This is a genomic window from Actinomycetota bacterium, assembly GCA_030017835.1.
Lineage (GTDB): Bacteria > Actinomycetota > Aquicultoria > UBA3085 > Oleimmundimicrobiaceae > Yes70-04.
Genome location: JASEGU010000006.1, coordinates 32,305 through 59,296, shown reverse-complemented (window position 1 = coordinate 59,296; position 26,992 = coordinate 32,305). Strand labels below are relative to the sequence as shown.

The following is a 26,992-nucleotide window of genomic DNA, read 5'->3' as shown; positions in this document are numbered from 1 at the left end:
ATCGTGTTATATTAAACATAAGTTGACTAATTCGGTGCTTTATTGAGCTTGCTCAATAAATATATCAAGTTCAAGAAGTGTGTTCCCCACATGCGTGGGGATGAACCGTATAATATTTATAGGCTGACCCCTCTAACCAGGTGTTCCCCACATGCGTGGGGATGAACCGGAAGAGCTCGACGAGGAGGAAATTGACGATGCAGTGTTCCCCACATGCGTGGGGATGAACCGTTTTGAAAAAACATAATCAGTGTCATTAACACGTGTTCCCCACATGCGTGGGGATGAACCGCTATTTGCTTATGTTCCGCATTATGACTGGTTGTGTTCCCCACATGCGTGGGGATGAACCGCGCCCGTGGATTTGCAGGATTACGGGTCTGATGTGTTCCCCACATGCGTGGGGATGAACCGGTGCTCTTTTAACTGCTTCGGCCTTTTCCTTCGTGTTCCCCACATGCGTGGGGATGAACCGTATTTAGTAGGCTTTACAGACGGGGGAGTATTGTGTTCCCCACATGCGTGGGGATGAACCGGAGTCTGGGAGCAGGCATATGGAGGATTAGTCGTGTTCCCCACATGCGTGGGGATGAACCGATACTGGGGGTATAACTTTGATGCCATCAATGGTGTTCCCCACATGCGTGGGGATGAACCGGTTGGAGAACATAATTTGAAATTTGATACATCGTGTTCCCCACATGCGTGGGGATGAACCAGTCGAAATTCCTCAACAATAATCGCGTCAAAAGTGTTCCCCACATGCGTGGGGATGAACCGGTGAAATGGATTGTGTTCTGGCAAATCAATTAGTGTTCCCCACATGCGTGGGGATGAACCGAATTTTTAGTGGAGAGACCCGAGCTTTTAGATGTGTTCCCCACATGCGTGGGGATGAACCGGTAGAATTTAGAACAGCCTACGGGTCTGGCTCGTGTTCCCCACATGCGTGGGGATGAACCGGAACACGTTAGGTTGGCCGAAGTTTTGGGGAAGTGTTCCCCACATGCGTGGGGATGAACCGTAATCAAAAAATAAATTAAGAAGATCATCGGCGTGTTCCCCACATGCGTGGGGATGAACCGTAATTCATCATATTTTAATTCTTTCCTGCGTTGTGTTCCCCACATGCGTGGGGATGAACCGGTAACTGTTAATAGTTTATTCAAAATACTGTAGTGTTCCCCACATGCGTGGGGATGAACCGTCACTAATATATTTGTTTATATTTGGAATCTTGTGTTCCCCACATGCGTGGGGATGAACCATGATACGACTATACGACGGAGATGAGGCTATTGTGTTCCCCACATGCGTGGGGATGAACCGACGATACTTATACAGTGGTTTTGAAAACGATTAGTGTTCCCCACATGCGTGGGGATGAACCGCGATTGGGAGAAAACCCCAGTAAGGAGGTTTTTCGTCGCCCCCCGTGCGGGGGCGTGGATTGAAACTATCCTCTTTTTTGAGGGTCGGGGGCGTGGATTGAAACTTTATGGCGATAGAGGTAAAGAATGCGACGACCATACATCCTCAAGATATCAGAGCCCTCAAGACCTTTGGGGAAGATTATCCTGAAGCGAAAAGGTTTCTCGTCTACAGAGGGGAGGATAAAATGCTCAAGGGCGGCATAGAGATCATGCCTGCCGATAAATTTTTATTGGGGCTGAGCACACCAGAGGGGTAACTCTTTTGATTGCCAGTTAAATTTTGGGGGCCGGTCAGGCGATCTCTTAATCTTTGCATCTAAGCTCATCTTGAATCTTTATTACATCTTCGCCGACAAGGGCTGGCGCACTGCGCTCGCCGACAACCCGCATTTGAGGGCGGGCTTAAACATCGCTCTGGGCAAGGTTGCTCACCAGGAAGTTGCCCACGATTTGAAACTGCCCTTCACCCAGGCCGAAACGATTCTGGCATAAGGCAGAGCTGGCTTTCACCTTTGCTTTGCGCTTAATCGGTCAGATTAAGTTGCGCCTTGGCCCAGAGAGATCAAATTGGTTGCTTAACCTCAAGGATTAAGTCGGAGGCAGAAGGAGATCCAACTCGATTGAAGTTTGCTCAAAATTGGGCGATACTGTAGTTAAGTTCTTCTTTTATCCATCAATTTTCAGGAAAGATCTATTACCTTGTGGTACCTTCTCTGTTTCGCTTGGGTTTTACCGGCAACTTAAACTTTGAAAAGCGCATCAACGGGAAAGGGGGCGGATCAGATGATTGATATGTTTACCGAGGAAGACCTCAAGGAGCTCATGGGGGCCTCCAGTGGAATCTCTGTCTCTATCTACATGCCGACCGCGCGCATGGGAAGGGAGACAGAAGAGGGGCCGCTCCGATTGAAGAATTTGCTTAAAATGGCCGAAGAGGAGCTCATGGAGAAGGGGGTGCGAGCGGTCGAGGCAAAGACCCTGCTCGATCCGGTCAGGCCCCTAATGAGTGACGGTCTATTCTGGCAACACCAGGGCGAGGGGCTTGCCATATTCCTTTCGAGAGAGAAAGCCTTCCGCTATCGTTTACCCCTTGAGTTCGAGGAATTGGCGACCGTCGGCGAACGCTTCCACGTCAAACCGCTCCTTTCACTATTCTACAACGACGGTCGTTTCTTCATCCTGGCCTTAAGCAAAAACGAGATTAGACTCATCCAATGCAGCCGCTTTAGCGCGGACGAGGTGGATCTTAAGGCGGCGCCATCGAGTCTTGCCGAGGCCCTTCGCTTCGATGAGGAACCAGAGAGCCAGCTTCAATTTCACATCGCTGCCACCGCGCCGGGCGCGGGGGGCCGAGGCCAGGCCATGTTTCACGGCCACGGCGGCGTTGGGGCGGACGATGCCAAGAAAAATCTCTTAAGATACTTCCAAGAGGTGGATAAAGGTCTCAAGGAGAGGCTTAAAAGGGAAAGGGCTCCCCTGATATTGGCCGGGGTCGGCTATCTCTTATCGATCTACCGCGAGGCGAGCGGCTACCCTCTCATATTGGATGAGACCATCGAGGGAAGCCCCGACAGACTGAGCACCGAGTCTCTTCATAAGCAGGCTGTCGATATCGTTGGCCCGCTTTTTGAAAAAGAGCAGAGCGAGGCGATCGCAAAATATGAAGAGCTCATCGGGAGCAAGAGCAGAGAGGCCACTAGCGATATGAAAGAAATTGTCATCGCCGCCCACGAGGGCCGCATCGACACCTTGCTGGTTGCAACCGATTTTCAAGAGTGGGGACTATTCGAGCCCGATCTGCGCAAGGTGGAGCTGCACAAGCAAGCCAAGGCTGAGAGCCAGGATCTTTTGGATCTGGCCGCCGTTCATACGCTCCTTAGCGGCGGGGTCGTTTATGCCAAGAAGAAGGAGGAGCTGCCCAAGGGGATCTTGGCTGGGGCGTGGCTCCGCTATTGAGAGCCGGCCGCACCATCCATTATCTGGTTCGAACTTGCAGAGCCGGCCGGTATGCTGCAAAACCGGCGTTTCATGTGCTAGAATCTTTTCACCCATCGACTCCAGGAGGCTGCCATGTATAAAGACAGGGCGGAAGCCGGCAAGGTTATTTACGGCCATTTGAAGAAGTATGCCGAGAGAGACGTCATCGTGCTCGCCATTCCCAGAGGTGGGGTGATTACCGCCAAGGAGATTGCGAGCGGCCTTAAGGCCCCCTTGAAGCTGATTGTAGCCAAGAAGATCGGCGCTCCCTTTAACCCCGAATTTGCTATCGGCGCCCTGATCGATAAGGATAACTACATCTTGGACGATGAGGTCATAAGGCGTCTCTTGATTCCCGAGGCCTATATCGAACACGAGATAGAAAGGAAGGCGAAGGAGGCCGATGAGTATAGGGCTAAATATATCGGAGCGGACATCGCCCTCGATCTCAAGGGCCGCACGGTCATCTTGGTTGATGACGGTCTTGCCACCGGCTACACCGCCCTGGCTGCCGTAAAAGCCCTCGAAAAATCGGGCCTAAAAGAACTCATCTTGGCCGTGCCGGTCGCTCCCAAGGAGACGCTCGATCTCTTCCAGGGTCATGTGGACGAATTGGTCTGTCCGCTAGTGCCCGATCAATTCTACGCCGTTGGCCAAGCCTACGAGGACTTTTCGCAGACTACGGATCAAGAGGTTATGGCGGCCATGAATGTATAATCAATGGATGACGTAATTTGCATGAGAATTATCAATAGCGCTTACTAATCGGGCTTAAGGTGCTATTATCTTTTAGCAAGAGGTGTATTAATGGGTATCATGGGTCTTGGCATGACCGAAGTTTTATTCATTCTCCTCATCGCCCTGATCATATTCGGTCCGAGGAGACTTCCAGAACTTGGAAGGAGCATGGGTAAGTTCATCAGAGAGTTTAAACGGGCGGCTTACCAGATTGAAAACCAAATAAAGATGGAGTTCATTCAGGCCGAACTTGAAGAGAAGAGGGCGGCCGAAAAGGCGGCCGAAGAGGTGTCCCAGGCGGAGGGGAGCGACGGTTGAGCGATCAGCCCATGTCCGTCTTGGATCACCTAGATGAGCTCAGGAAGAGGATAATCCGCTCGGCTATAGCCATCCTAATGGGCGCGGTCCTCTCTTTCTCCTTTGCCTATGACATCTTGGACATCCTCGTAAAGCCCGCGGGCGAGATCAAACTGAGCTACCTAAGCCCGCTCGATCCTTTCATGGTCAAGTTCAAGATAGCCCTCTTTGCCGGCAGCCTTCTCGCCTTTCCGGTCGTCCTATACCAGGTTTTTGTCTTTGTGGCTCCGGCCCTAAAACTCAAAGAGAAGAAGCTGATCTATCCGATAGTCTTTATAGCGGCGACGCTCTTTGCCTCGGGCGTCTTTTTCGGTTATAAATATATCATGCCGGTTGGAACGGGCTGGCTACTTGCCCAAGCCGAGGGGAGGATCTTGGCGGTCCTGACCGTCGAGAAGTATGCCTCTTACGCCGTGTTCTTCCTCTTCGCCTTCGGGATATCGTTTGAGACGCCGCTCTTCATACTGTTTCTGGTGATGCTCGGCGTGGTGTCGCCCGGATCTTTAAGAAGGAATTGGCGATACGCTTATATAATAATACTGGTATTCGCGGCCATGGCCACCCCGGACTGGAGCCCGGTCACCATGAGTATATTCGCGGCTCCGATGCTGATCCTCTATGAATTCAGCATCTTGCTGTCCTGGTGGTACATAAGACTTAGAAAGAAGAGAGAAAAAACTTTAGAGGGAGGTGTGGAGATTGACGCTACTTCAAAAGGTTAACGTGTGGGCGGATGTCTTGGGTTTCGGACTCTGGATCGCCGTTATATTCGCCTTCTTCGTAGCAGATTTCATTATTCGCATATTTACCGGCCAGTTCGCTCGCAACGTTTTGGGAAAAAAGGATGTTAAGATCAAGGCGCTCATGGGAGAATACGAGGCTAAGCCGGGCGAAAAGCTCGCCCATAAACATTAAAAAGGGGGATTGATCGTGGCGGAACTTACCTATGCGCCGGTTCCTAGAAGGATGGCGCACTTCATTCATATGATAAGTATAATCGGTCTGGCCATCAGTGGTCTCTATATCCGGTTTCCCTTCTTCGATCAGGGTATGGAGCTGATGAAATGGACCCACTACATCTTGATGTACGTGGTCGTCATCAATCTGATCTTAAGGATAGTCTATGGATTTAAGAGCGCTGACAAAGGGGCCATCGACGACCTCAAGATGGGAGCGGCCGATTTCAAGAATACGCCGGCCGTCCTCATGTACTACCTGCACCTAAAGGACGACTATCCCGAAGTCGCCAAATATGCCTCGCTTCAGAAGGTGACCTACAATCTATTCTGGATCCTTCTGATCGTTCAAGCCATAACCGGCTTTGCCCTGGTCTTCAGGTCCAGTCTCCTCCTCGCATTTGCTCCCATCTTTGGGGGAGCCGCCCTGGCTGCCGCTTGGCTCCGCCTTTTTCACTACATCGGGATGTGGGTCTTTGTCATCTTCACCACCATCCATGCCGCCATCGCCATCCAGGAGGGCAACCCCATCATGATGCACTGGGTATTCTGGAGAGAGACCCCGGGGCTCAAAGAGGATTATGAGATGAGAATGAGGGGCGGCATGGCTGGCTGATACTTTTCATTTAAGGATTAAATCCCGCTTGAACCAAAGACGGCTCAAGCGGGATTTTTTATTGGTTGAAATAATAATCCACCATTTTAGTTTTTATTTTTCGATGGGCTGTGCTAACATAAGCGCTTGATTGAGGGCAAAGAAGAAAGGTCAAAAGAATGGCAAGACTGATAGTCAGCGAAAAAGATAATGCCGCAAAAAGGATAGCCGCCATTCTCTCCAAGGGCAAAGCCAAGGAGGAGAAGAGCTACGGCATTCCCTCTTACCGCTTCAAAATGGGGAGCGAGGAGGCCGTCTCGATGGGGCTTAAGGGCCACATCCTCAAGGTCGATTTCCCGGAAGAATATAGCAACTGGCAGAAGATCAAGCCGATCGAGCTGATCGATGCCGAGATAGTCAAAGTGCCTACCCAAAAAATGATAATCAAGGCCTTAAAGAAGGAGGCCAAAGGGGCGGATGAGGTGATAATTGCAACCGACTTCGACCGCGAAGGGGAACTGATCGGCTTGGACGCCGTCAGCGAGATAAAGGAAGTGCGCAAGGATGTGGCCATAAAGAGGGCGAGATTCTCCGCTCTCACGCCGCCCGAAATAGAGAGGGCCTTTACCGAACTGGAGGAGCTCAACGTCGATCTGGCCAAAGCCGGTGAGGCCAGGCAAGATATCGATCTCATCTGGGGAGCGACGCTCACCCGCTTTATTTCTCTCGCCTCCATGCGTCTCGGCCGTCAATTCCTTTCGGTTGGCCGAGTTCAGAGCCCAACTCTCGCCCTAATAGTCTCCAACGAGAAGGAGAGGCGGGCCTTCATCCCCGAGCCTTACTGGCAGATAAAGGCGCTCCTTACCGATAGTAAGGATAATAGCTTTTCGGTCCTGCACAAAAGGGATAGGTTCTTGCGGCAAGAAGAGGCCAAGGATGTAATAGAGAACCTTGGCCAAAAAGGGACCGTGGTCTCGGCCAAAAAGACGGACAAGGAGCTTGCTCCGCCATCTCCCTTCAACACGACGGCCTTTTTAACGGCGGCTTCCTCAATCGGACTCTCTCCCTCTTATGCCATGCGCATAGCCGAGGGCCTCTATATGGATGGACTTATAAGTTACCCCAGGGTCGATAATACCGTCTATCCGGCCTCGCTCGACATAAAGGATATCTTGACCACCCTTGCCGAGAGCGAGCCGCTTGGCCCCTTGGCCAAAGAGCTTTTGGCCCAGAAGGAACTCAAGCCGACCAGGGGCAAGAAGGAGACGACCGACCATCCGCCCATCCATCCGACCGGGCTCGCTAAAGAGGAAGCTCTCCGTCCGGAAGAGTGGAAGGTATATGAGCTGGTGGTCAGAAGATTCATGGCCACCTTGGCCCCGGTTGCCACCACCCAGAGCAGCCGCCTTGATATCGAGATCGAGCGCAAGGACGAGAAGGGCTCCGAGCCCTTCTATATCCAGGGATCGCGCGTGGTCAAAGAGGGCTGGCTGGGGTTCTACAGCTACGGGCGCAAAGGGGATGAGGATATCCCAGACCTCAAAGAGGGCGATGGGGTCAAGGTCAAAAAGACCCTTCTGGAGGCCAAGGAGACTGGGCCGCCCGGCCGCTACGGTCAGGGCCGCCTCATCGGCGAGATGGAGAAGCTCGGTCTTGGCACCAAATCGACTCGCCATGCCATCATTCAGAACCTCTACGATCGCGGATACATCCACAGCGACCCCATCATCCCGACCGAGATGGGAATAGCCGTCAGCGAAACCTTGACCAAGAACGCAGCCGCCGTCGCCAGCCCCGATCTCACATCCGAGCTGGAAAAGAGCATGGATAGAATAGCCGAGGGCAAGGCCGACAAGGAGTCTGTCGTCTCGAGTTCCCGCAATATCTTAAGAGATATCACCAAACTCCTAGAGGAACGCGAAGCCGAAGTGGGTGAGGAGATCAGAAACGGCATCCGCGAAGGCAAGATAGTCGGCACTTGCGTAAATTGCTGCGGCGAGCTTCGGGTCATCCGCTCCAAGCGGACCAAGAAGCGCTTTGTCGGCTGCGCCTCCTATCCCGATTGTAAGACCGCCTTCCCCCTTCCTCAATTCGGAGAGATCATTCCTCAGGGTGAGGTCTGCGCCGAATGCGGCGCTCCCAAGGTCAAGGTGCTGACGGCCAAGAAACGTCCCTGGATCCTCTGCTTGGATCCCGCCTGTCCAACCAAGAAGTCGGATAAAGAGGAATAATAACCCAGTTTAACTGCAGATTTATTTTTATATATCTTCCAGCTCTTGGCTCCCATAATCCCATATGTGATAAAATATTGGCCTTGAAGTTAACGATGCCAATCTAATCTGACAAGGACGAGATGATAATTGAAGACGACCATCATAGGGGCCGGTCACGTCGGTTCCACCTCAGCTTTTCTGATCGCAACCAAGGAGATTTCTGACGTATTTCTGATAGACATAGTCGAGGGACTGGCCAAAGGGACGGCCCTGGACATGATGGAGTCCTCTCCCATCCTCGGCTTTTCAAGCAGGATATTTGGAAGCGACGATCTCGATGATCTTGAAGGCTCCGACATCGTAGTGATCACGGCCGGTTTTGCCAGAAAGCCGGGCATAACCAGAAGCGATCTTCTCCTTAAGAATGCTGAAATCGTCGGCCCCTTGGCCGGGAGAATCGCAAGGCTTGCCCCCGCCGCCAAGGTCATCGTGGTCACCAACCCCTTGGACGCGATGACCCACCTGACACTTCAAAGAAGCGGCTTTGAGCCGGCCCGCGTCATCGGGATGAGCGGCGCCCTCGATTCGGCCCGGTTCAGATACTTCATCTCCGAGGAGCTAAGCGTCTCTCCCGCTTCAGTTTCAGCCCAGGTCATCGCGAGCCATAGTGAGCTGATGATGCCGCTCAGCCGGCTTGCCGCCGTCTCGGGGACGCCGCTCAAGGATCTGTTGGGTCAAAAGGAGATGGATGGGTTGGCCGAAAGGACCAAGCGGGGAGGGGCCGAGGTCGTCTCGTATCTCAAGACGAAAAGCGCCTTCTACGCTCCGGCCGCCTCGGTCGCTCAGATGGTCCAAATGATAGCCAAAGATGAAAAGGGCTTGCTTTCCGCCTCCGTCATGCTTCAAGGTGAGTACGGCATCGAGGGCATCTGCTTGGGGGTTCCGATTATACTTGGCGCGGCTGGGGTCGAAAAGATAGTCGAGTTGGATTTGAATGAGGAGGAGCGCTACTCCTTGAAGCTTGCGGCCGACGAGGTTCGGCAAGCCGTAATCGAGCTCGGCGCAACGTTTCAATAGATTCGGGTGATAATTTGAGAAAGATCGATACCTCGCTGATAGCCTCGGCGGTCGAAGAGCTCTCAATAGAGACCAACTACAATATGAGAGAGGATATCCTCTCAGCCCTCAAGATTTCGTTCAAGGTTGAGGAGAGCCTAACGGGCCGCTCAATTTTGAGTCAACTCATCGAAAATGCGGCCATAGCCAGAGAGAAGAGGCTTGCCATCTGTCAAGATACCGGCATGGTCAACGTCTTAATCGAGCTCGGCCAAGGGGTTACCCTGACCGGAGGCCCGCTTGACGAGGCCGTAAACCAGGGGATAAGAAGGGGATACAATAGGGGTTTTTTGCGAAAGTCTATCGTCTCCGATCCGCTCTATGAGAGGAAGAATACCGGAGATAATACCCCGGCCCTGATGTCGGTCGAGGTGACGGGGGGCGATAAGGTAAAGGTACACGTGATGTCCAAGGGCGCGGGCAGCGAGAATGTGGGGGTCTTAAAGATGCTCCTTCCGGGCTCGGGCGAGGCGGAAGTGGAGCGGGCAGTAATCGAGGCGGTCAAGAAGGCCGGCCCCAACCCTTGTCCGCCGCTTGTCATCGGCCTTGGGATAGGCGGTTCCTTCGACCACGCCCCCTATCTTGCCAAAAAAGCCCTCTTGAGAAGCATAGATATAAGGAATGGCGACCCAAGACTGGCCGATTTTGAGAAGAGGTTGCTTGAGAGGGTAAACGAGCTTGGCATCGGCCCCGGGGGACTCGGAGGCAGGGTCACGGCCTTGGGCGTAAACATCGAGAGCTATCCCTGTCATATGGCGAGCCTCCCGCTCGCCATAAATTTCGGCTGTGCGGCCTTAAGGTCTGGGGTGAGGTCGATTTGATCGGAGAAGAATTGGAAGAGAAGAAGCCGACTTACCAGAGGCTCTTTAGGAATAAAAACTACCTCTTCCTCTGGTTTGGTCAGGCCGTCTCCAGCCTGGGCGACTGGATCATCGTCGTCGCCATGATCTCTCTAGTCTATAAGCTCTCCAGATCCAGCCTGGCCGTGGGAACGCTCATGGTCTTCAAGATGCTTCCCGCCCTCTTCTTCGGCCCTGTAGCCGGAGTCATAGTCGATCGCTTCGACCGGCGCCGTCTGATGATAGCCTGCGATCTGATAAGGGGCCTGCTCATCCTGACCCTCCCATTCATGAAGAACATCTTCGGAGTCTATGGGATAGCCTTCCTCCTTGAGACCTGCGCCATCCTGTTCATGCCGGCCAAGGACGCCTCAATACCGGAGATAGTCGGGGAAGAAGATATCCTGACCGCAAACTCCATCTCGCATACGACCAATTACCTGACCATGATCATCGGATCGGCTTTTGGGGCGACCATCATATTGCTGGTCGAACTGGTCTGGGGCCATCTGCCCTTCTTTGCTCGCTTGACCGGACCCTCGGCCGCTTTTTATATAGATTCGGCCACCTTCATGCTCTCAGCCTTGGCCCTCTCCTTCATTCGCCTGCCCAAACCAGAGGCTCATCTGGTTGAGAAGATAGACTTCTTCAAGATCAAAGAGGACCTCTTCGGGGGCTTCTCCCTCATGGGCAAGGATGGGGTCGTCAAATATATGCTGATCAGTTTGGGGATAGCCATACTGGGAGGCGGCTCCATCTACTCGCTCGGCGTCGTCTATTCGACCGAGGTCCTAAAGATCGGCGAGGCCGGTTTCGGGTATCTGATTGCGGCCCTCGGCATCGGCCTGGTCATAGGCGGCTTCATCGCCGGCCTGATCGGAAGATTTCTGCCCAAGGACAAGATATTCTCCTTTTCCATACTCGCTTTTGGTATTTCGATGGTGGCCTTCTCGTCCATCTCCAATTATCAGCTCGCTATAGCCATAATCGTCTTAGCCGGGGTCAATCTGGCCATCTTGAACATCACGGCCTACACCATAATCCACGAGAACGTCGAGAACGAGATAAGGGGGCGGGTCTTTAGCATCCTGGAATCGATGATCAGGGTCTTCCTCCTGGCTTCCCTCGCGGTCTCTGGAATAATCGCCGACATCGCAAGCCGCGCATTGAAGAGGCTGATTGCGACCATGGTCGAACCCAGCATGCAGCCCCTCTATATCTCCCGTTTCAACGGGGCCAGGATGACCCTGATACTGGGCGGGGTCGCCGTCATAGTGGCAGGCCTCTTGGCCGCAAGGAAAATAGACCTAAACAACGGAGCCGGACGTGCTTAAGATTGAGACGCCGCTGAAAAAAGAGGAGATCGAAGGTCTCAAGGTGGGAGACGAGGTCCTCTTGACCGGGACCATCTTTACGGCCAGGGATGCCGCTCACAAGAGGTTTATGGAGGCCTTGGATAACGGGGATAGTCTTCCGATCGATCTTGCCGGCCAAGTCATATTCTATGCCGGCCCGACGCCGGCCGGCCCCGGGCGGACCATCGGCTCTATCGGGCCGACCACGGCCGGCCGCATGGATCCTTTTACCCCAAGGTTGCTTAAGCTCGGCCTCAAGGGGATGATCGGCAAGGGCGCTCGCTCTAAAGAGGTCAAGCAGGCCATCAAGGATTATGGGGCCGTCTACTTTGCCGCAACCGGCGGAGCCGCCGCCCTCCTCTCCGAGTTCGTGCAGGGGGCCAAAGTTGTCGCCTATGAAGATCTCGGGCCCGAGGCCGTCTTTCAGCTTGAGGTGGAAAATTTCCCCCTCATCGTTGCCGTAGATAGCAGGGGCGGCGATATTTATGTTGAACTTTAACGATGATAACAAATATTGTCGAAGGGCGGTGTGGTTGTATGCACAGAGGGACGTTCATCACTCTCGAGGGCATAGAGGGATCAGGTAAGACTACGCAGCTGGGGCTCTTGGAGGAGTTCTTAAAATCCAAGGGCTTCGATGTCTTGGCGACCAGGGAGCCGGGTGGCACCAGAATCGGTAACAAGATAAGGGATATCATATTGAGCGAGGATTCGGCGGAATTAAACGACCGGGCCGAAGTTCTTCTCTGCTTGGCCAGCCGGGCCCAGCATATAGCAGAAGTGGTCGCTCCGGCCCTAGAAGAGGGCAAGATAGTCATCTCCGACCGCTATGTCGATTCGACCATAGCCTACCAGGGATTTGGCCGCGGTCTTTCGCTGGAGAAGCTCCTGGACATGAATAGATGGACGACCCAGGATCTAAACCCTCATTTGACCATAGTCTTAAATCTCCCCCTGGAGGAGGGCCTGGGGAGGGCCAGAGCCAAGGGGGCCGATCGCTTTGAAGGGGAGAGCCTGGAATTTCACGGCCGCGTCCAAGATGGATTTATGAAACTGGCCCAGCTCTTTGACGACCGCTGCTGCGTGGTGGACGGCTCAGGAAGCAAAGAAGAGGTGCACCAGAGGGTCGTCTCGGCCCTTCAAGAAGCCCTATGGTAGTCACCTCTTTCGAAGACATTTTCGGCCAAGACGAGGCCATATCTAGGCTTAAGACCTTCATATCTTCAGGATCTATCTCCCATGCCTACCTCTTCTTGGGGCCCAAAGGGGTGGGCAAAATGACCACAGCAGCCGCCTTTGCCGCGGGCATCAATTGTTCCTCTCAAGGATGCGGCATATGCCGTTCTTGTGTTAAAATAGCGGGCGCCCTCCATCCCGACGTCTGGCAGGTGGAGGCGGAGGGCAATTTCATCACCATAGACCAGATCAGGGAAGTGCGAAGGGACGCCGTGATTAGAGCCTTCGAGGCGCCCTATAAGGTATACATCATCGACGAGATCGAGAGGATGACCAAAGAGGCTGCAAATGCCCTCCTTAAAGTGTTGGAAGAGCCGCCAAGCGGCGTCATCTTCATTTTGGTAGCCTCCAATCTGGATGGCGTCATCGATACCATCTCCTCGAGGTGTAGCCACATCCTTTTCAAGCGCCTAAGGAGGGAGATCATGGTGGAGGCCATGATCAAAGAGAAGAAGGTGGATCAGAATAAGGCAAGCCTGGCGGCCCGCTTGAGCCAAGGGGCACTTGGCCGGGCCCTTGAGATCTTGGGCGACGACTACGAACTTACAAGGAGAGAGAGCATAATATCGCTCATAAGGAACATGGGTTCCCTAGACGAACTTGCCTTGGCCGATTGGGTGGAAGAACTGATGGAGAGCGTCAAACAGCAGCTCGATTTGCTGTCCAACTCTCATGCGGCCGAACTTGCCGAACTTAAAGAGGCGGCGGGAAGCCCCGCCCAGGCCTCGGCCATCTCAAAGAGGCTTGAGCTCAAACATAAGAGAGAGGTTGCAAAGAAGGAGCTCGAGTTGTTCGAGGGGGCTCTATTCACCTTCTCATCCTGGTATCGTGACCTTGCGGCGCTCCTTGCCGGGGCAGGCGAGGGGGTCCTGATAAATTTAGACCAGCTCAAAGGAGTCAAGGAGGCACTTAAAGGATCCTCCTTGGAAGGGGCTTGCCTGAAACTTTCGAAGGTAATTCAAACCAAACAGCTTTTGAGCTCAAACGTCAACAAAAGGCTTGCCCTCGAGGTTATGCTGTTTGAATTGAAGGAGGCGGCCTGATGGCGATCGTGGTTGGAGTGGCCTTCAAGGAGGCCGGCAAAGTCTACTACTTCGATCCGGCCGGGATAGAGCTGAAAGTGGGCGACGAGGTCATCGCCTCGACCGCTCGGGGAGATGAGTTCGGCCAGGTCATGATGGGGCCAGAAGAGGTGAGCGATGGCGAGATAACCCAGCCTCTAAAACCGGTCCTTCGCAAGGCGACCGAGAGCGATCTTGCCCGGCTCAAGAGGAACAAAGAGAAGGAGGAAGAGGCCTTTACGGCCTGCGAGAAGAAGATCGAGCAGCACGGCCTTGAGATGAAACTCATAGACGTGGAACAGGTCTTCGATGGAAGCAAGCTCATCTTCTATTTTACGGCCGACGGCCGGGTCGACTTTCGCGAGCTGGTCAAGGATCTGGCCCAAATATTCAAGACCAGGATAGAGCTGCGTCAAGTCGGGGTCAGAGATGAAGCCAAGATGATAGGCGGCTTTGGCATCTGTGGTCAGAGGCTCTGCTGCACCCTCTTTCTCAATGATTTCGAGCCGGTCTCGATCAGGATGGCCAAGGAGCAGGATCTTCCCCTGAACCCTTCGAAGATCTCTGGCGTTTGCGGTCGTTTGATGTGCTGTCTCAAGTATGAGCACTGCGCCTACAAAGACTTCAAGAAACGGGCGCCGGCCCGAGGAACCGAAGTCAATAGCCCGCACGGCAGAGGAGTCGTCGTCGACTACAATGTACCCAAAGAGAGGGTTGTGGTCGAATTGGAGAGCGGGGCCAGACAGGAAATAGCTCTGGCCGAGGTAGAAAAGCTCTCCTCTTGGAGGAAGTAAGCGGCCGATCTTAAGGGTGCGCCTTTATGCCGACGTAGCTCAGCAGGTAGAGCAGCTCACTCGTAATGAGCAGGTCAGCGGTTCGAGTCCGCTCGTCGGCTCCATCATTTTTTGCTTCCAACCCCATGTCTCCTTCGCGTTGAAAATCGAACTCATTATTTGCTATCCTTTTACTTTGAACTTGAGCCAAGAAAGGCGGATTTATGGAAGAGCCCTTCGAAAAGGATAGAGAAGAGCTTCAGGTCCCCGCGGCCGATCCACCTTCTATTTCTCCATATAGGCCGGTCTTGAGCGCGGCGACATCGTAACTCAGATGGCGGGCGAACCGGTCGGCTCAATAGACGATCTGGTCGCCATCATAAGATCTAAGAAGGTTGGAGCCCAGGTCGAGGTGGTCTACTTCAGGGGGAGGGAGAGAATGACGGCCAAGGTAACCCTGGAAGAGAGGCCGTAGGATCGGCTCGCTTCTTAAATCGAATCTGAAAGGCGAACATATTTGAGAGAGATACTTAAAGATATCATCCACCGGGCCGCCCTGACCGTTGCGCCGCCCGGAGAGCTGGATGACTTAAAGCTGGCCGATGTGCTGATAGAACACCCCAAAGAGAAGGGTCACGGCGATTTTGCGACAAACCTTGCGCTCATCCTCGCCAAACGCTTAAAGAAATCGCCAAGGAAGCTCGCCGATGAGATGGTGGAGGCCTTAAAGGGCGAACATCACTTCATCTCCAGAGTGGAGACGGCCGGACCCGGTTTCATCAATTTCTTCTTAAGCGACGACTGGTACAGAGAGTGCCTTCGGGAGATCAAAAAGAAAGGCCCATCTTTTGGCCGGGTCGAACTGGGCGGGGGAAAGAGCGTCCAGATCGAATTCGTGAGCGCAAATCCGGTCGGCCCCATGCACGTCGGTCACGGCCGCTGGGCGGCCGTCGGAGATGCGTTGGCGCGTCTCCTTAACTTTGCCGGCTACCGGGTGCACAAAGAATTCTACATCAATGACTACGGCAACCAGATGAACATCTTTGCCGCCTCGGTTACGGCCAGATACCTGGAGCTCTTCGGGCGCCAAGCGGAATTTCCCCCCGAGGGCTATATGGGCGAGTATGTCAAGGATATCGCGGCCGATATCATCGAGTTGGATGGCGACCGATACGTCGAGATGGACGAGGCCGAGCGTCTCACAGAGATGGGCGAGGCCGCCTATAAGGACGTAATCACCCACACTAAACGGGTCCTTTCCGACATGGGGGTCACCTTCGATAACTGGTTTTCCGAGCGCGAACTTCACCGCTCGGGAGCGGTCCTTGAGGCGGTCTGGGACCTCAAGAGGGCCGGCTTTACCTACGAGGAGAACGGGGCCGTCTGGTTCGCCTCGACCAAGTTTTCCGACGATAAGGACAGGGTTTTAATCCGCGAGAGCGGCGAACCGACCTACTTTGCGGCCGATGTCGCCTATCATAAGGATAAGCTTAAGAGGGGCTTCGATGGTCTGATCGACATCTGGGGAGCAGACCATCACGGCTACGCGGGCAGGGTTAAGGCGGCCATAGAGGCCTTGGGTTATCCCAAGGATAAGTTGACGATAATCATCGGCCAGCTTGTCAACCTGCTCAGGGCGGGCGAGCCGGTCAGGATGTCCAAACGGACCGGCGAGATGGTCACCTTGGAAGAACTCCTATCCGAGGTCGGTTCCGATGCCGCCCGCTACTTCTTTCTGACCAAGTCGACCGATACCGCACTCGACTTCGACATCGAACTTGCCAAGAAGAGGTCGTCCGACAATCCCGTCTATTACGTCCAGTATGCTCACGCCAGGATCTCGAGCATCATAAGGTTTGCCGACGAAAAGGGGGTCAAAGCGGCGATTGCAAGGGGGGACGGTCTCTCTCATCTCGATCATCCGAGTGAGCTCGATCTGATGAGAAAGCTTGCCGAGTTCGAAGAGGTGATAGAGATTTCGGCCACCAAGCTCGCCCCCTATCGTCTGACCAAATACGCCGAGGAAGTGGCCGGTCTCTTTCACGTCTTCTACACCAAGTGCCGAGTCATCTTCGATGAGGAGACGGCTAGCGAGGAAGATCTGGCCAAAAGCGGGCCGAGGCTGATCTTGGCCGAAGCCACCCGTCAAATCATTGCAAACTGCCTTAGCATCCTGGGCATATCTGCGCCGGACAAGATGTGATTCGGCCTTCAGTAAGGATCTTGCCGTGGGTGAGGATCGGTTGCCACGTCTCCATCTCACCGAAGGTATATCTCGCCGTCGATAGGGCAAAGAGCCTAGGTTGCGACACCTTTCAGATATTCGCCTCCAATCCGAGGGCCTGGAAGAGCCCGCCCTTGGGCCAAGCCGACCTCTTTGAATTCAAGGTGCGCCAAGCGGCGTCATCTTTAAGCCCGCTCGTCGTTCACGTTCCCTATCTCGTCAACCTGGCCTCACCCGATGCAGAGGTTCACGCCAAATCGATGGTCCTTTTTGAGGACTCCCTTATCAGGGCGGGCCAACTGGGAGCCGACTTTCTGGTCCTCCACCCCGGAAGCCATTTGGGCCAAGGGACCGAGGCGGGCATCGAGAGGGTCGTCGCCTCACTCGAGGCCTTCATCCCTAAGATCGAGGGCGACACAAAGATTCTTCTTGAAAATACGGCAGGTCAAGGGGGCTCTCTTGGCGCCGAGCTTAGTGAACTCTCCAAGATGATCGAGGGTTTGGAGGGGAATCCCTCCTTTGGAGTCTGCTTCGATACGGCCCACGGATTTGCGGCCGGCTACGACGTCAGGGCGGAGGAGGGGATAGAGCGGACGATCGAAGAGATCGAGAGCTCCTTTGGGCTTAGCAGGCTCTTTCTGATACACATCAACGATTCCAAGGCGCCGCTCGGCTCTCGCGTAGACCGCCATGACGATATCGGAAAGGGCCACATCGGTCTGGATGGTTTTAAGATCTTGTTGAATCACTCGGCCATTCGAGAGCTTGACGCCATCTTGGAGACTCCCAAAAAGGACGAAGAGGATGACAGAAGAAACCTTGCCACAATAAGGGCACTTTTGGCATAAAACCACTTTGACTTGGTAATATTTACTATGTTAGACTCTTTTAGCGTGGCTAGGTTAGAGCGTGGGCCGCCAAAATCTTCTTCGAAAGGACGATCTTATGGTTCTGCCCGTAAATTCTAAGATAAGATCGGATGGCCATCTTGAAATAGGAGGCCTAAGTGGAGTAGAGCTGGCCAAAGAATTCGGCACCCCCCTCTTCGTTATGGACGAGGAGATGATACGCGACAACTGTCGAAGGTATTTGAAATCCTTTAGAGATCTCAGCTCAAATACTGAGGTGATCTTCGCGAGCAAGGCCTTTGTCGCGCTCGCCATGTGTCAGATCATTCAAGAGGAGGGCCTTTCGCTCGACGTCGCCTCGGGCGGCGAACTCTATACGGCCAAGAAGGCCGCCTTCCCACCGGAGCGGCTCTTTCTGCACGGCAACAACAAGACACCAGGCGAACTCGAATTGGCCTTAAGGGTGGGGGTCGGGACCATCGTTGTCGACAGCATGACCGAGATTGACCTCCTCGACTCCTTGGCCAAGGAGAAAGAGATGGTCCAAGACGTGATGCTCAGGATCACCCCGGGAATCAAGCCCTCCACTCACACCTTCATCCAGACCGGCCAGATAGATTCCAAGTTCGGCTTCGGTCTGGCCGATGGGGTGGCCATGGAGGCGATCAAGGCCACGCTGACGAGGAAAAACTTGAACCCGGTCGGCCTTCATGCCCATATCGGCTCCCAGATATTTGCCCTCCACTCCTACGCCAAGGCGATTGAGATAGTGGCCGCCTTTGCCGAAGATGTCTACAAGGAGACCGGCTTTCTGACCGAAGCCCTAAATCTGGGCGGCGGTCTTGGTATAAAATATGGGGCCGATGATGAGCCGGCCACCATCGAGGAGTATGCTGAGGCTATAGTCGGTGGCGTCGAGGCGGAGATGAAGAAGAGAGACCTTCCTTGCCCCAAGATACTGGTGGAGCCGGGACGCTCGATAGTCGGAAACGCCGGAGTGACCCTCTATACCGTCGGAACGATCAAGGAGATACCATCCGTTCGGACTTATCTTGCCGTCGACGGCGGAATGTCCGATAACTTGCGCCCCATGCTCTACGGGGCCGTATATGAGGCCCTTTTAGCCGATCGCGCCGATTTGAAGGGCGACCATAAGGTGACCGTCGTCGGCAAGCATTGCGAATCGGGCGACGTCCTGATAAAGGACGTCCTCTTGCCCCAGCCCAAGGTGGGCGACATCCTCTGCACCCCGGCGACCGGAGCATACGGCTACACTATGGCCAACAACTATAATAAGCAGCCCCGTCCGGCCGTGGTCATGGTCAAGGATGGGACGGCAAAGGTGATAATAAGGAGAGAGAGTTATGAGGATCTGGTCCGTCTGGACTCGTCCCTCTAAGACCTCCTTTTGAGCTTGATGGGAGAGGAATATGAAGAATAAAATAGGTGTCGGTCTGATCGGCCTGGGCACGGTGGGGAGCGGAGTCCATAAGATACTCACCCTCCACCGGAGCGATTTCAAAAATAAGACCGGGATAGATATCGAGATAAGGGCCGTCTATGACAGGAATCCCGACAAAGCCGATAAGCTTGGGATCAACAAGGAGCTCTTTGTCGATCTGGACGGCCTGTTGGCTCACTCCGGCATCGATATCGTGGTCGAGGTGATCGGAGGCATCGAGCCCGCAAAGAGCATGATTCTTGGAGCCTTCAAGGCCAAAAAGAGCGTGGTTACGGCCAACAAGGAGCTGATGAGCCGCCATGGAGGAGAGCTTTTAGAGGCGGCCAAGGAGTCCGGAGTCGATCTCTTCTTCGAGGCCAGCGTGGGCGGGGGCATTCCCATCATCCATCCCCTAAAGGAGTCTCTGGCCAGCAACCGGATCATCAAAGTCATGGGCATCATCAACGGGACGACCAACTTCATTTTGACAAAGATGGCCGAAAGCGGCTGCACCTTCGATGACGCTTTGAAGGAGGCGCAAGAGAGGGGTTACGCCGAGAGCGACCCGAGCGCCGATATCGAGGGACGGGACGCCGCCGCCAAGATCGCGATCCTCGCCTCTATCGCCTTCAATAGTCGTCTTACGTTGGATGACGTCTCTACTCAGGGGATATCAAGCGTCGCGGCAAGTGACATCGAATATGCGAGCGAGATGGGCTACGTCATAAAATTGATCGCCCTCGCCAAAGAGGAAGCCGGCCTCCTTGAGGCAGGGGTCTACCCGACCATGATCCCTAAGGGCCATCCTCTCGCCTCGGTGGGCGGCGTATACAACGCCATCTTCGTCGAGGGCGATTCGGTCGGCGAGGTCATGTTCTTTGGTCAAGGGGCGGGCAGCCTTCCGGCTGCAAGCGCCGTCGTCAGCGACGTGATCGCCATTGCAAGGAACATAAGTTATGGGGCGACCGGCCGCGCGGGCTGCGGCTGCTTCATGAATCTCAAGATGAAACCGGCCGAAGAGATGCGGTCGAGATATTACCTTCGCGTAAAGGCTCTGGACAGGCCGGGTGTTTTGGCCAAGATCTCCAAGGTCTTCGGCGACTGCCAAGTGAGCCTTGCAAGCGTCATCCAGAAGGATACGGCCGAAGATGCCGCCGACCTAGTCTTCGTCACCCACGAGGTCAAAGAGGGCAATTTCAGAAAGGCCCTTAAGGGCATCGAAGGGCTGGATGAGGTGGGTGGCATATACAACGTGATAAGGGTGGAGGATAAGAAGGATGGTTAAGTGGCCCGGCCTGATCGAGCATTACCGAAAATTTCTGCCGGTTAGCGAGAAGACTCCGGTCATAACCTTGGGCGAGGGCAACACCCCGCTCATCTTCGCGAACAATCTGAGCGAAGAGCTGGGACTCAAGTTATTCTTCAAATATGAGGGGCTCAATCCGACCGGCTCCTTCAAGGACAGGGGCATGACCATGGCCATCAGCCGGGCGGTAGAGGAGGGGTCCAAGGCGGTCATGTGCGCTTCGACTGGAAACACCTCAGCTTCTGCCGCTGCCTACTCAGCCAAGGCCGGCATGGACTGCATAGTCTTGATACCGGGAGGCGGGGTAGCCCTCGGCAAGCTCTCCCAGGCTCTCATGCATGGGGCCAAGGTCCTCTCGGTTAATGGAAACTTTGATCAGGCCCTAAAGATCGTGCGCGTTCTGACCGAAAAACATCCGATCACCCTGGTCAATTCGGTGAATCAATTCAGGATAGAGGGGCAGAAGACTGCCGCCTTCGAGATCTGCGACCAGCTCGATGGCGCCCCCGACTATCTCTTCATACCGGTCGGAAACGCCGGAAACATCACCTCCTATTGGGCTGGGTTCAACGAGTATCGGAGGGCCGGACTCTCCAAGACTCTGCCCAAGATGATGGGCTTTCAGGCGGCCGGGGCCGCCCCGATAGTCCTCGGTCATCCGATAGAACATCCCGAGACCTTGGCCACCGCCATCCGCATAGGCAATCCGGCCAGGTGGGACGAGGCGACCAAGGCAAGGGATGAGTCGGGCGGAACGATTGGCATGGTCACCGACGACGAGATAATCGCCGCTTATAAACTGATAGCCGCAAAGGAGGGCATCTTCGCCGAGCCCGCTTCGGCCGCCTCGGTTGCCGGCCTCCTCAAGATGGTTAAAGAGAAGGCCCTCCTACAAGGTGCGACGGTCGTCTCCGTCCTGACCGGTCATGGCCTCAAAGATCCGGACAATGCCATCGAGCATAGCAGAGGTATAATCGAAGTCGATGCCACCAATGAATCGGTGGAGAGGGCCATCTTCGACCCCATCCCCTAAAGATCGAGGCTCCTTTCAAAAAGGACCAAAGACCCCTAAGACAGGAGATTGAAACAGCATGAAATACATCTTCCTTGTGCCAGACGGCGCGGCCGATTACCCCTTGAGAGAGCTTGGCGATAAGACTCCCCTCCAGTTTGCAAATGCGCCCAACATGGACTCTCTTGCTCAGCGCGGGATAATCGGCTCGGTCGATACGATCCCAAGGGGCATGAACCCCGGAAGCGATGTCGCCAATATGTCTCTTCTCGGCTACGATCCGCTGAAGTATCATACCGGGCGCGGCTTTTTCGAGGCGGCCCAGCTTGGAATAGAGCTGAAAGAGGGCGAGTACGCCTTTCGTTGCAACTTGATAACGGTCCTGGACGATAGGATAGCCGATTACAGCGCGGGTCACATTTCGAGCGAAGAGGCGAGCGAGCTCATCTCGGCTCTGAATGATTTCTTCGCCGATGATGGTCTCCGTTTCTATCCGGGATTGAGCTACCGCCACATCATGGTAAGCAGGGGCGATTTTGAGGGTATCGATTTCACTCCTCCGCACGATGTGGTCGGCGGCCTAGTCCTTGATAATCTCTCACAGGATCCCAGAGTCAAACATTTAAATGAGCTGATGCTCTCATCGAAGGATGCTCTGGCCTTACATCCCATCAACCTCAAGCGGCAGGCCGATGGCAAGAGACCGGCCAATATGATCTGGCTCTGGGGGCAAGGGAGAGCCGTCGATATACCCTCATTTTTCGATAAATTTTCCCTAAAGGGCGGGGTCATTTCTGCCGTAGATTTAATCATGGGTCTGGGCCGCTCCGTGGGGCTCAAGGTGATAAAGGTGCCCGGAGCGACCGGCTATCTCGATACCGACTACAAGGCCAAAGGAGAACATGCCTTAAGAGCCCTGGCCGATCTCGACTTCATCTTCGTTCATGTCGAGGCGCCGGATGAAGCTGGCCACATCGGAGACGCCAAGGCCAAGGTCAAGGCCATCGAAGATTTCGACGAGAAGGTGGTGGAGACGATCGTTGAGGGATTGGCGGGAAGCGATTTTCGCCTTCTTATCGCCCCCGATCATCCCACTCCGGTCTCGGTAAGGACCCATACTAGCGAGGCGGTTCCTTTTCTCGTCTATGATTCAACCGATGAGAGAGAGGGGGCCACCTCATTCGATGAGGCTCAGGCTAAGAGGAGCCCGATAAAGGTTACGGCCGGCTTTAAGCTCATGGGAGAATTGCTATCGAAAGGAGAACCATTTGCGCATCGCTGAACTTGCACCGGTCTGGGAGAGGGTGCCCCCCCTAAGATATGGCGGCATCGAACTCGTGGTCTCCCTCTTGACGGAGGAACTCGTCAAGAGGGGCCACAAGGTCACGCTCTTTGCCACCGGTGACTCCAAGACCCGGGCCAAACTTGTATCGGCCTACCATACCAAGCCATCCAGGGAAGTCATGGTGAAGGGCGGTCATTCGGTCGACTTAATCCATGCTACCCAGGCCTTTCGAATGGCGGATGAGTTCGACATCATCCATAACCATTCCGGAGACATCGCCATAGCCATGGCCTCCATCGTCAAGACCCCCGTCTTGACCACCCTGCACGGCTCCTTCACCGATCAAAATAAGAGATTTTTTAGGATGTTCAAGGACGGCTGTTACTACAACGCCATCAGTCTGGCTCAGAAAAACGGACTCCCTGAGCTCAATTATGCCGGCATCGTCTATAACGCCATCGATACCGATCATTATAAGTTTCAAAAGGATAAAGGGGACTACTTCGTCTTTTTGAGCAGGTTCAGCCCGCTCAAGGGGCCTCATCTGGCCATCGATGTGGCCAAGCGGGCCGGCGTCAGGCTCATCATGGCCGGCAAGGTCGATCCGGGGGCCGACAGCGAATACTTCGAGGATATGATCGCCCCCCACATCGATGGCGACCAAATCAAGTTTTTAGGGGAAGTATCCGATAAGAAGAAAAGAGAGCTGCTAGAACTGGCTAAAGCATTCATATTTCCGCTTCAGTGGCCCGAGCCTTTCGGTCTGGTCATGCCGGAAGCCATGGCTTGTGGAACGCCGGTTATTGCTTTTCCCTTCGGGAGCGTCCCTGAGATAGTTAAGGATGGGGTTAGCGGTTTCATCGTCAAAGATATCGATGAGATGGCAGAAGCGGTTAAGCGGGTGGGTGAGATCGACCCGGCCTCTTGCCGGAAGTATGCCGAAGAGAGATTCAGCGTCTTGCGCATGGTCGATGATTATGAGGCCATCTTTGAAAAAATACTGATGAAGCGCTAGGGGGATTGTTTTGGGCAATATCATCGGGCCGGACGGCCGGGTCTTCGAAGAAGAGGTCGAGGCGACAAACAGGATACTCAACAAGGGCATACCCTTCATAATCGTCGACGTTAAGGAGAAGGTCCTAACCACCAAAGAGGGCGACTACTTCCTCTTGACCACCATGGAGGGGGATGTCCCGGAGAATAATACCCGCGGCTTTGGCTTCTACTATCAGGATACCCGCTTTCTGAGCTGTTTCGAGTTTCGGGTGGGCGACCGTATCCCGGTCTTTCTCGCCTCGACGGTCGAGGTGAGCTACATGGAGAGGGTGGAGTGCACTAACCCCGATCTTCAGCAGAACGGCGTCAAGATCCCCCAAGAGACCCTAAATATTCGTCAGCTCAGGCTCGTCCACAACGGTCTTTCCAACCGGGTGCGGGTGGAGAACTTCAATGCCTTTCCGGTCGAATTGAAGCTCCAATTCAAACTCGACTCCGATTTTGCCGACATCTTCGAAGTCAGGGGCTTAAAGAGGGAGACCAGGGGCAAGCTGCTCTCTCCCCAGATGGAAGGCAAGACCTTAACCTTCGCTTACCTTGGTCTAGACGATGTCTTCCGCCGAACGGAGATACATTTTTCCAAGGAGCCCTCGTCGGTCAACTTCAACTCGACCGGGGCCAGCCTGGAATTCAATTTGAGGATCGAGGCCAACTCCAAATCGATCTTGAGCTTTTCGGTCGTTCCGGTAGTCGGGGATGAAAAACCCCACTTAAGTGATAATTACAAACAGACCCTAAGCGAGCTTGAGGAGTCATACGACCTCAATGCGATGAAGTGTTTGAAGATCGAGACGGACAACTCCCTCTTCGATCGGCTCACAAAACGGAGCAAGGACGACATCAGGATGCTGGTGACCGAGATGGGTCACGGCCGGATGATAGCGGCCGGAGTCCCCTGGTTCGTCTCTCCCTTCGGTCGAGACAGCGCCATAGTCGCCATCCAGACCCTGCCGCTCTGCAGTGAACTGGCCAGAGATGTCATAAAATTCCTCGCCCTCTACCAGGGTCAAGTTGAGGACACCTGGCGGGACGAGGAGCCCGGCAAAATCCTCCACGAACTGAGAAGGGGCGAACTCGCCAACATCAAGGAGATACCACATACTCCATATTATGGCTCGATCGATTCGACCCCACTCTTTCTCATCCTGGTCAGCGAGTATTTCAAGTGGACCGGTGATGTCGATTTCTTAAGGTCGATAAAGCCCAACTTAGATGCGGCCATCGACTGGATAAAGAATTACGGGGACAAAGACGGCGACCTCTTCGTGGAGTACGAGAGGAAGGCTAAGAGGGGTCTAGCCAATCAGGGCTGGAAGGACTCGTATAGCGCCGTCAGCCACTTAGACGGCAGTCCGGCCCAGGCTCCCATCGCTCTGGTCGAGGTGCAGGGCTACGTCTATTACGCCCTCATGAGGATGGGCGAGATATACTCGACATTGGGGGAGGAGGAGAAATCTATATCGCTCATCTCTTGGGCAAACGCGCTCAAGAATAAGTTCATCGACCACTTCTGGATGGAGGGAGAGAGCTTTCTGGCCATGGCCCTAGATGGAGATAAGAACCAGGTCAAGAGCATCACCTCCAATCCCGGTCAGGCTCTCTGGACGGGCATTCTAGATCTTGACAAGGCCAAAGAGGTGAAGGATCGCTTGATGGCCCCCGATATGTTCTCTGGCTGGGGGATCAGGACCCTTTCCAAAACGGCCAAGAACTACAACCCGATGAGCTATCACAATGGCAGCATCTGGCCGCACGATAACGCCATAATCGCCCGCGGCTTCAAGAGGTACGGCTTCAATTTCGCGGTCGAGACGGTGGCAACCGGCATGTTTGAAACGGCCGTCCATCACCCTTACAGCCGTCTTCCCGAACTCTTCTGCGGATTTACCCGCAAGGGGGAGGGCTGGCCGATCGACTATCCCGTCGCCTGCACTCCACAGGCCTGGGCGGCCGGAAGCATGTTCATGATCCTCCAGGCCATGCTGGGTCTAAGCCCCGATGCCAAGAAAGGCGTCCTCTACGTCAATTCTCCAACTCTTCCACCCTGGCTCAAAGAGGTTAAGCTCTTGGGTCTGAAAGTCGGCTCCGGCTCCTTCGACATATCCTTCATCCAGAGGGATGATATAACGAGCTTCATGCTCATACGAAAAGAGGGCAACATAACGATAATCATGGAGGAGTAGACCCACCCTATTGACCTTGCTCGAATTTCTAGTAAAATCTAGTTGACTACCACCTCATTGTATCGTAGATTAACGGAAGTCTTTATTGCCCGGTGATTTATACCCTTTAAACCCTTAAAGCCCACCCACCCTTTGATTGGGTGATTAGCCAGGAGAACCCGTTGGCTGCTTCAGAGAAAAGCCTAAAAAAGCCCGTTACCATAGTTCACATATCTGACATTCATGCCGGCAGCCAGTATTTTATAACCAACCTGATGAGCCGGACCATAAGTGAGATAAACGAGATCAAACCGGACATAGTCGTCATAACCGGAGACCTGGTTAACGAGGGCTTCAGCCAAGAGTTCAAGACGGCCGAGAGCTTTATCTCGGAGATAGATTGTAAGGACATCCTCATCGTTCCGGGTAATCACGATTCCAGAAACGTCGGCTACGTCCACTTCGAGGATGCCTTCGGTCCCAGAAATTCCGTCTTGAGTTCGAATGATGTCTTGATAGTCGGGGTCGATTCCAGTGAGCCGGATTTAGACAGCGGGCAGGTCGGCCGCGAAAGGATGGAGTGGGCCACCTACCACTTCGAAAAGGGGAAAGAGAGTCTTAAGGTTTTGGCCATGCATCATCACCTCCTTCCCATCCCGGGGACCGGGCGGGAGCGCAACATCGTCTTCGATGCCGGGGATGTCTTGGAGAGGCTGATAATGGACGGTGTCGATATAGTCTTATCCGGCCACAAGCATGTCCCTTACGTCTGGAGGATCGAAAACCTCACGGTCGTAAACGCCGGAACCGTCTCTACCTTGCGGGTCAGGGGAAGGACAAAGCCCTGCTATAACGTGATCAGAGCCGAGGGGGATCGCATTGCGATCTATCGCCATTTTCCCTTTGGAGAGAGGTTTTTACTCGTCGATTTCTCGCTCAGCGAGAGCAAGTATTGTAAGTGGAAAATGATTGATGCTGAGAGCGGTGAGCTGACATAGAGAAGGCCATC

25 protein-coding genes, 1 tRNA gene, 1 pseudogene and 1 CRISPR repeat array are annotated in these 26,992 nt (G+C 54.1%); all 27 genes and pseudogenes read left to right on the top strand.

Features of this window, described 5'->3' with window-relative positions:
• Positions 1 to 79 precede the first annotated feature (79 nt).
• A CRISPR array of direct repeats spans positions 80 to 1,391; the repeat unit is 29 nt; unit sequence GTGTTCCCCACATGCGTGGGGATGAACCG.
• Positions 1,392 to 1,498: 107 nt separating this feature from the next.
• The 27 genes and pseudogenes from QMD53_02935 (at position 1,499) to QMD53_02805 (ending at position 26,981) form a co-directional block, all read left to right on the top strand.
• The gene (locus tag QMD53_02935) at positions 1,499 to 1,690 is read left to right on the top strand and encodes a hypothetical protein (protein MDI6799612.1); all 192 of its coding nucleotides are present in this window, start codon (positions 1,499 to 1,501) and stop codon (positions 1,688 to 1,690) included.
• A gap of 70 nt (positions 1,691 to 1,760) precedes the next feature.
• Complete coding sequence (locus QMD53_02930; GenBank protein ID MDI6799611.1) at positions 1,761 to 1,925, top strand: hypothetical protein; 165 nt, start codon at positions 1,761 to 1,763, stop codon at positions 1,923 to 1,925.
• A 291-nt stretch (positions 1,926 to 2,216) separates the two neighbouring features.
• On the top strand, positions 2,217 to 3,389 hold the full coding sequence (locus QMD53_02925; protein ID MDI6799610.1) for a hypothetical protein: 1,173 nt from the start codon (positions 2,217 to 2,219) through the stop codon (positions 3,387 to 3,389).
• 114 nt (positions 3,390 to 3,503) lie between these two features.
• Positions 3,504 to 4,127 carry a phosphoribosyltransferase family protein gene (locus QMD53_02920; GenBank protein MDI6799609.1) on the top strand — a complete coding sequence of 208 codons (624 nt, stop codon included), beginning with the start codon at positions 3,504 to 3,506 and terminating at the stop codon, positions 4,125 to 4,127.
• A gap of 99 nt (positions 4,128 to 4,226) precedes the next feature.
• Positions 4,227 to 4,466 carry a twin-arginine translocase TatA/TatE family subunit gene (locus QMD53_02915; GenBank protein MDI6799608.1) on the top strand — a complete coding sequence of 80 codons (240 nt, stop codon included), beginning with the start codon at positions 4,227 to 4,229 and terminating at the stop codon, positions 4,464 to 4,466.
• Complete coding sequence (gene tatC / locus QMD53_02910) at positions 4,463 to 5,227, top strand: twin-arginine translocase subunit TatC (protein ID MDI6799607.1); 765 nt, start codon at positions 4,463 to 4,465, stop codon at positions 5,225 to 5,227. Before QMD53_02915 ends, tatC begins: the two co-directional genes overlap by 4 nt.
• Positions 5,205 to 5,420, top strand: coding sequence for a hypothetical protein (locus tag QMD53_02905; GenBank protein MDI6799606.1), 216 nt, complete (start codon positions 5,205 to 5,207; stop codon positions 5,418 to 5,420). Before tatC ends, QMD53_02905 begins: the two co-directional genes overlap by 23 nt.
• 15 nt (positions 5,421 to 5,435) lie before the next feature.
• Entirely contained in the window at positions 5,436 to 6,077 is a 642-nt protein-coding gene (locus QMD53_02900) for a cytochrome b/b6 domain-containing protein (protein ID MDI6799605.1), read from the top strand.
• A 158-nt stretch (positions 6,078 to 6,235) separates the two neighbouring features.
• The gene (locus QMD53_02895) at positions 6,236 to 8,287 is read left to right on the top strand and encodes a DNA topoisomerase I (GenBank protein MDI6799604.1); all 2,052 of its coding nucleotides are present in this window, start codon (positions 6,236 to 6,238) and stop codon (positions 8,285 to 8,287) included.
• A gap of 129 nt (positions 8,288 to 8,416) precedes the next feature.
• A complete protein-coding gene (mdh, locus tag QMD53_02890) occupies positions 8,417 to 9,346 on the top strand; it encodes a malate dehydrogenase (GenBank protein ID MDI6799603.1) in 930 nt (309 codons plus the stop codon).
• Between the two features lie 14 nt (positions 9,347 to 9,360).
• Positions 9,361 to 10,206 (top strand): fumarate hydratase, encoded by an 846-nt coding sequence (locus QMD53_02885; protein ID MDI6799602.1) that lies wholly within the window; start codon positions 9,361 to 9,363, stop codon positions 10,204 to 10,206.
• Positions 10,203 to 11,558, top strand: coding sequence for an MFS transporter (locus tag QMD53_02880; GenBank protein MDI6799601.1), 1,356 nt, complete (start codon positions 10,203 to 10,205; stop codon positions 11,556 to 11,558). The genes QMD53_02885 and QMD53_02880 overlap by 4 nt, the downstream gene beginning before the upstream one ends.
• Positions 11,551 to 12,078, top strand: coding sequence for a Fe-S-containing hydro-lyase (locus tag QMD53_02875; GenBank protein ID MDI6799600.1), 528 nt, complete (start codon positions 11,551 to 11,553; stop codon positions 12,076 to 12,078). Before QMD53_02880 ends, QMD53_02875 begins: the two co-directional genes overlap by 8 nt.
• 38 nt (positions 12,079 to 12,116) lie before the next feature.
• On the top strand, positions 12,117 to 12,737 hold the full coding sequence (tmk, locus tag QMD53_02870; GenBank protein MDI6799599.1) for a dTMP kinase: 621 nt from the start codon (positions 12,117 to 12,119) through the stop codon (positions 12,735 to 12,737).
• Positions 12,731 to 13,858 carry a DNA polymerase III subunit delta' gene (gene holB, locus QMD53_02865; GenBank protein ID MDI6799598.1) on the top strand — a complete coding sequence of 376 codons (1,128 nt, stop codon included), beginning with the start codon at positions 12,731 to 12,733 and terminating at the stop codon, positions 13,856 to 13,858. Before tmk ends, holB begins: the two co-directional genes overlap by 7 nt.
• Positions 13,858 to 14,670, top strand: a complete 813-nt coding sequence (locus QMD53_02860) for a stage 0 sporulation family protein (protein MDI6799597.1) — start codon at positions 13,858 to 13,860, stop codon at positions 14,668 to 14,670. Before holB ends, QMD53_02860 begins: the two co-directional genes overlap by 1 nt.
• A 28-nt stretch (positions 14,671 to 14,698) precedes the next feature.
• Positions 14,699 to 14,774, top strand: a tRNA-Thr gene (locus tag QMD53_02855).
• 191 nt (positions 14,775 to 14,965) lie between these two features.
• A pseudogene (locus tag QMD53_02850) lies at positions 14,966 to 15,124 on the top strand (S1C family serine protease).
• 42 nt (positions 15,125 to 15,166) lie between these two features.
• Positions 15,167 to 16,852: an arginine--tRNA ligase gene (gene argS, locus QMD53_02845; GenBank protein ID MDI6799596.1), complete on the top strand. Its 1,686-nt coding sequence runs from the start codon at positions 15,167 to 15,169 to the stop codon at positions 16,850 to 16,852.
• A gap of 29 nt (positions 16,853 to 16,881) precedes the next feature.
• Positions 16,882 to 17,721 carry a deoxyribonuclease IV gene (locus QMD53_02840; protein ID MDI6799595.1) on the top strand — a complete coding sequence of 280 codons (840 nt, stop codon included), beginning with the start codon at positions 16,882 to 16,884 and terminating at the stop codon, positions 17,719 to 17,721.
• Between the two features lie 97 nt (positions 17,722 to 17,818).
• Positions 17,819 to 19,120 carry a diaminopimelate decarboxylase gene (lysA, locus tag QMD53_02835; protein MDI6799594.1) on the top strand — a complete coding sequence of 434 codons (1,302 nt, stop codon included), beginning with the start codon at positions 17,819 to 17,821 and terminating at the stop codon, positions 19,118 to 19,120.
• A gap of 31 nt (positions 19,121 to 19,151) precedes the next feature.
• Positions 19,152 to 20,447 carry a homoserine dehydrogenase gene (locus QMD53_02830; GenBank protein ID MDI6799593.1) on the top strand — a complete coding sequence of 432 codons (1,296 nt, stop codon included), beginning with the start codon at positions 19,152 to 19,154 and terminating at the stop codon, positions 20,445 to 20,447.
• Positions 20,440 to 21,501 (top strand): threonine synthase, encoded by a 1,062-nt coding sequence (gene thrC, locus QMD53_02825; protein ID MDI6799592.1) that lies wholly within the window; start codon positions 20,440 to 20,442, stop codon positions 21,499 to 21,501. Before QMD53_02830 ends, thrC begins: the two co-directional genes overlap by 8 nt.
• Before the next feature lie 58 nt (positions 21,502 to 21,559).
• Positions 21,560 to 22,762: a cofactor-independent phosphoglycerate mutase gene (locus QMD53_02820; protein MDI6799591.1), complete on the top strand. Its 1,203-nt coding sequence runs from the start codon at positions 21,560 to 21,562 to the stop codon at positions 22,760 to 22,762.
• Positions 22,749 to 23,780: a glycosyltransferase family 4 protein gene (locus tag QMD53_02815; protein ID MDI6799590.1), complete on the top strand. Its 1,032-nt coding sequence runs from the start codon at positions 22,749 to 22,751 to the stop codon at positions 23,778 to 23,780. Before QMD53_02820 ends, QMD53_02815 begins: the two co-directional genes overlap by 14 nt.
• Before the next feature lie 10 nt (positions 23,781 to 23,790).
• Positions 23,791 to 26,004, top strand: coding sequence for an amylo-alpha-1,6-glucosidase (locus QMD53_02810; protein MDI6799589.1), 2,214 nt, complete (start codon positions 23,791 to 23,793; stop codon positions 26,002 to 26,004).
• A 161-nt stretch (positions 26,005 to 26,165) separates the two neighbouring features.
• On the top strand, positions 26,166 to 26,981 hold the full coding sequence (locus QMD53_02805) for a metallophosphoesterase family protein (protein MDI6799588.1): 816 nt from the start codon (positions 26,166 to 26,168) through the stop codon (positions 26,979 to 26,981).
• Positions 26,982 to 26,992 lie beyond the last annotated feature (11 nt).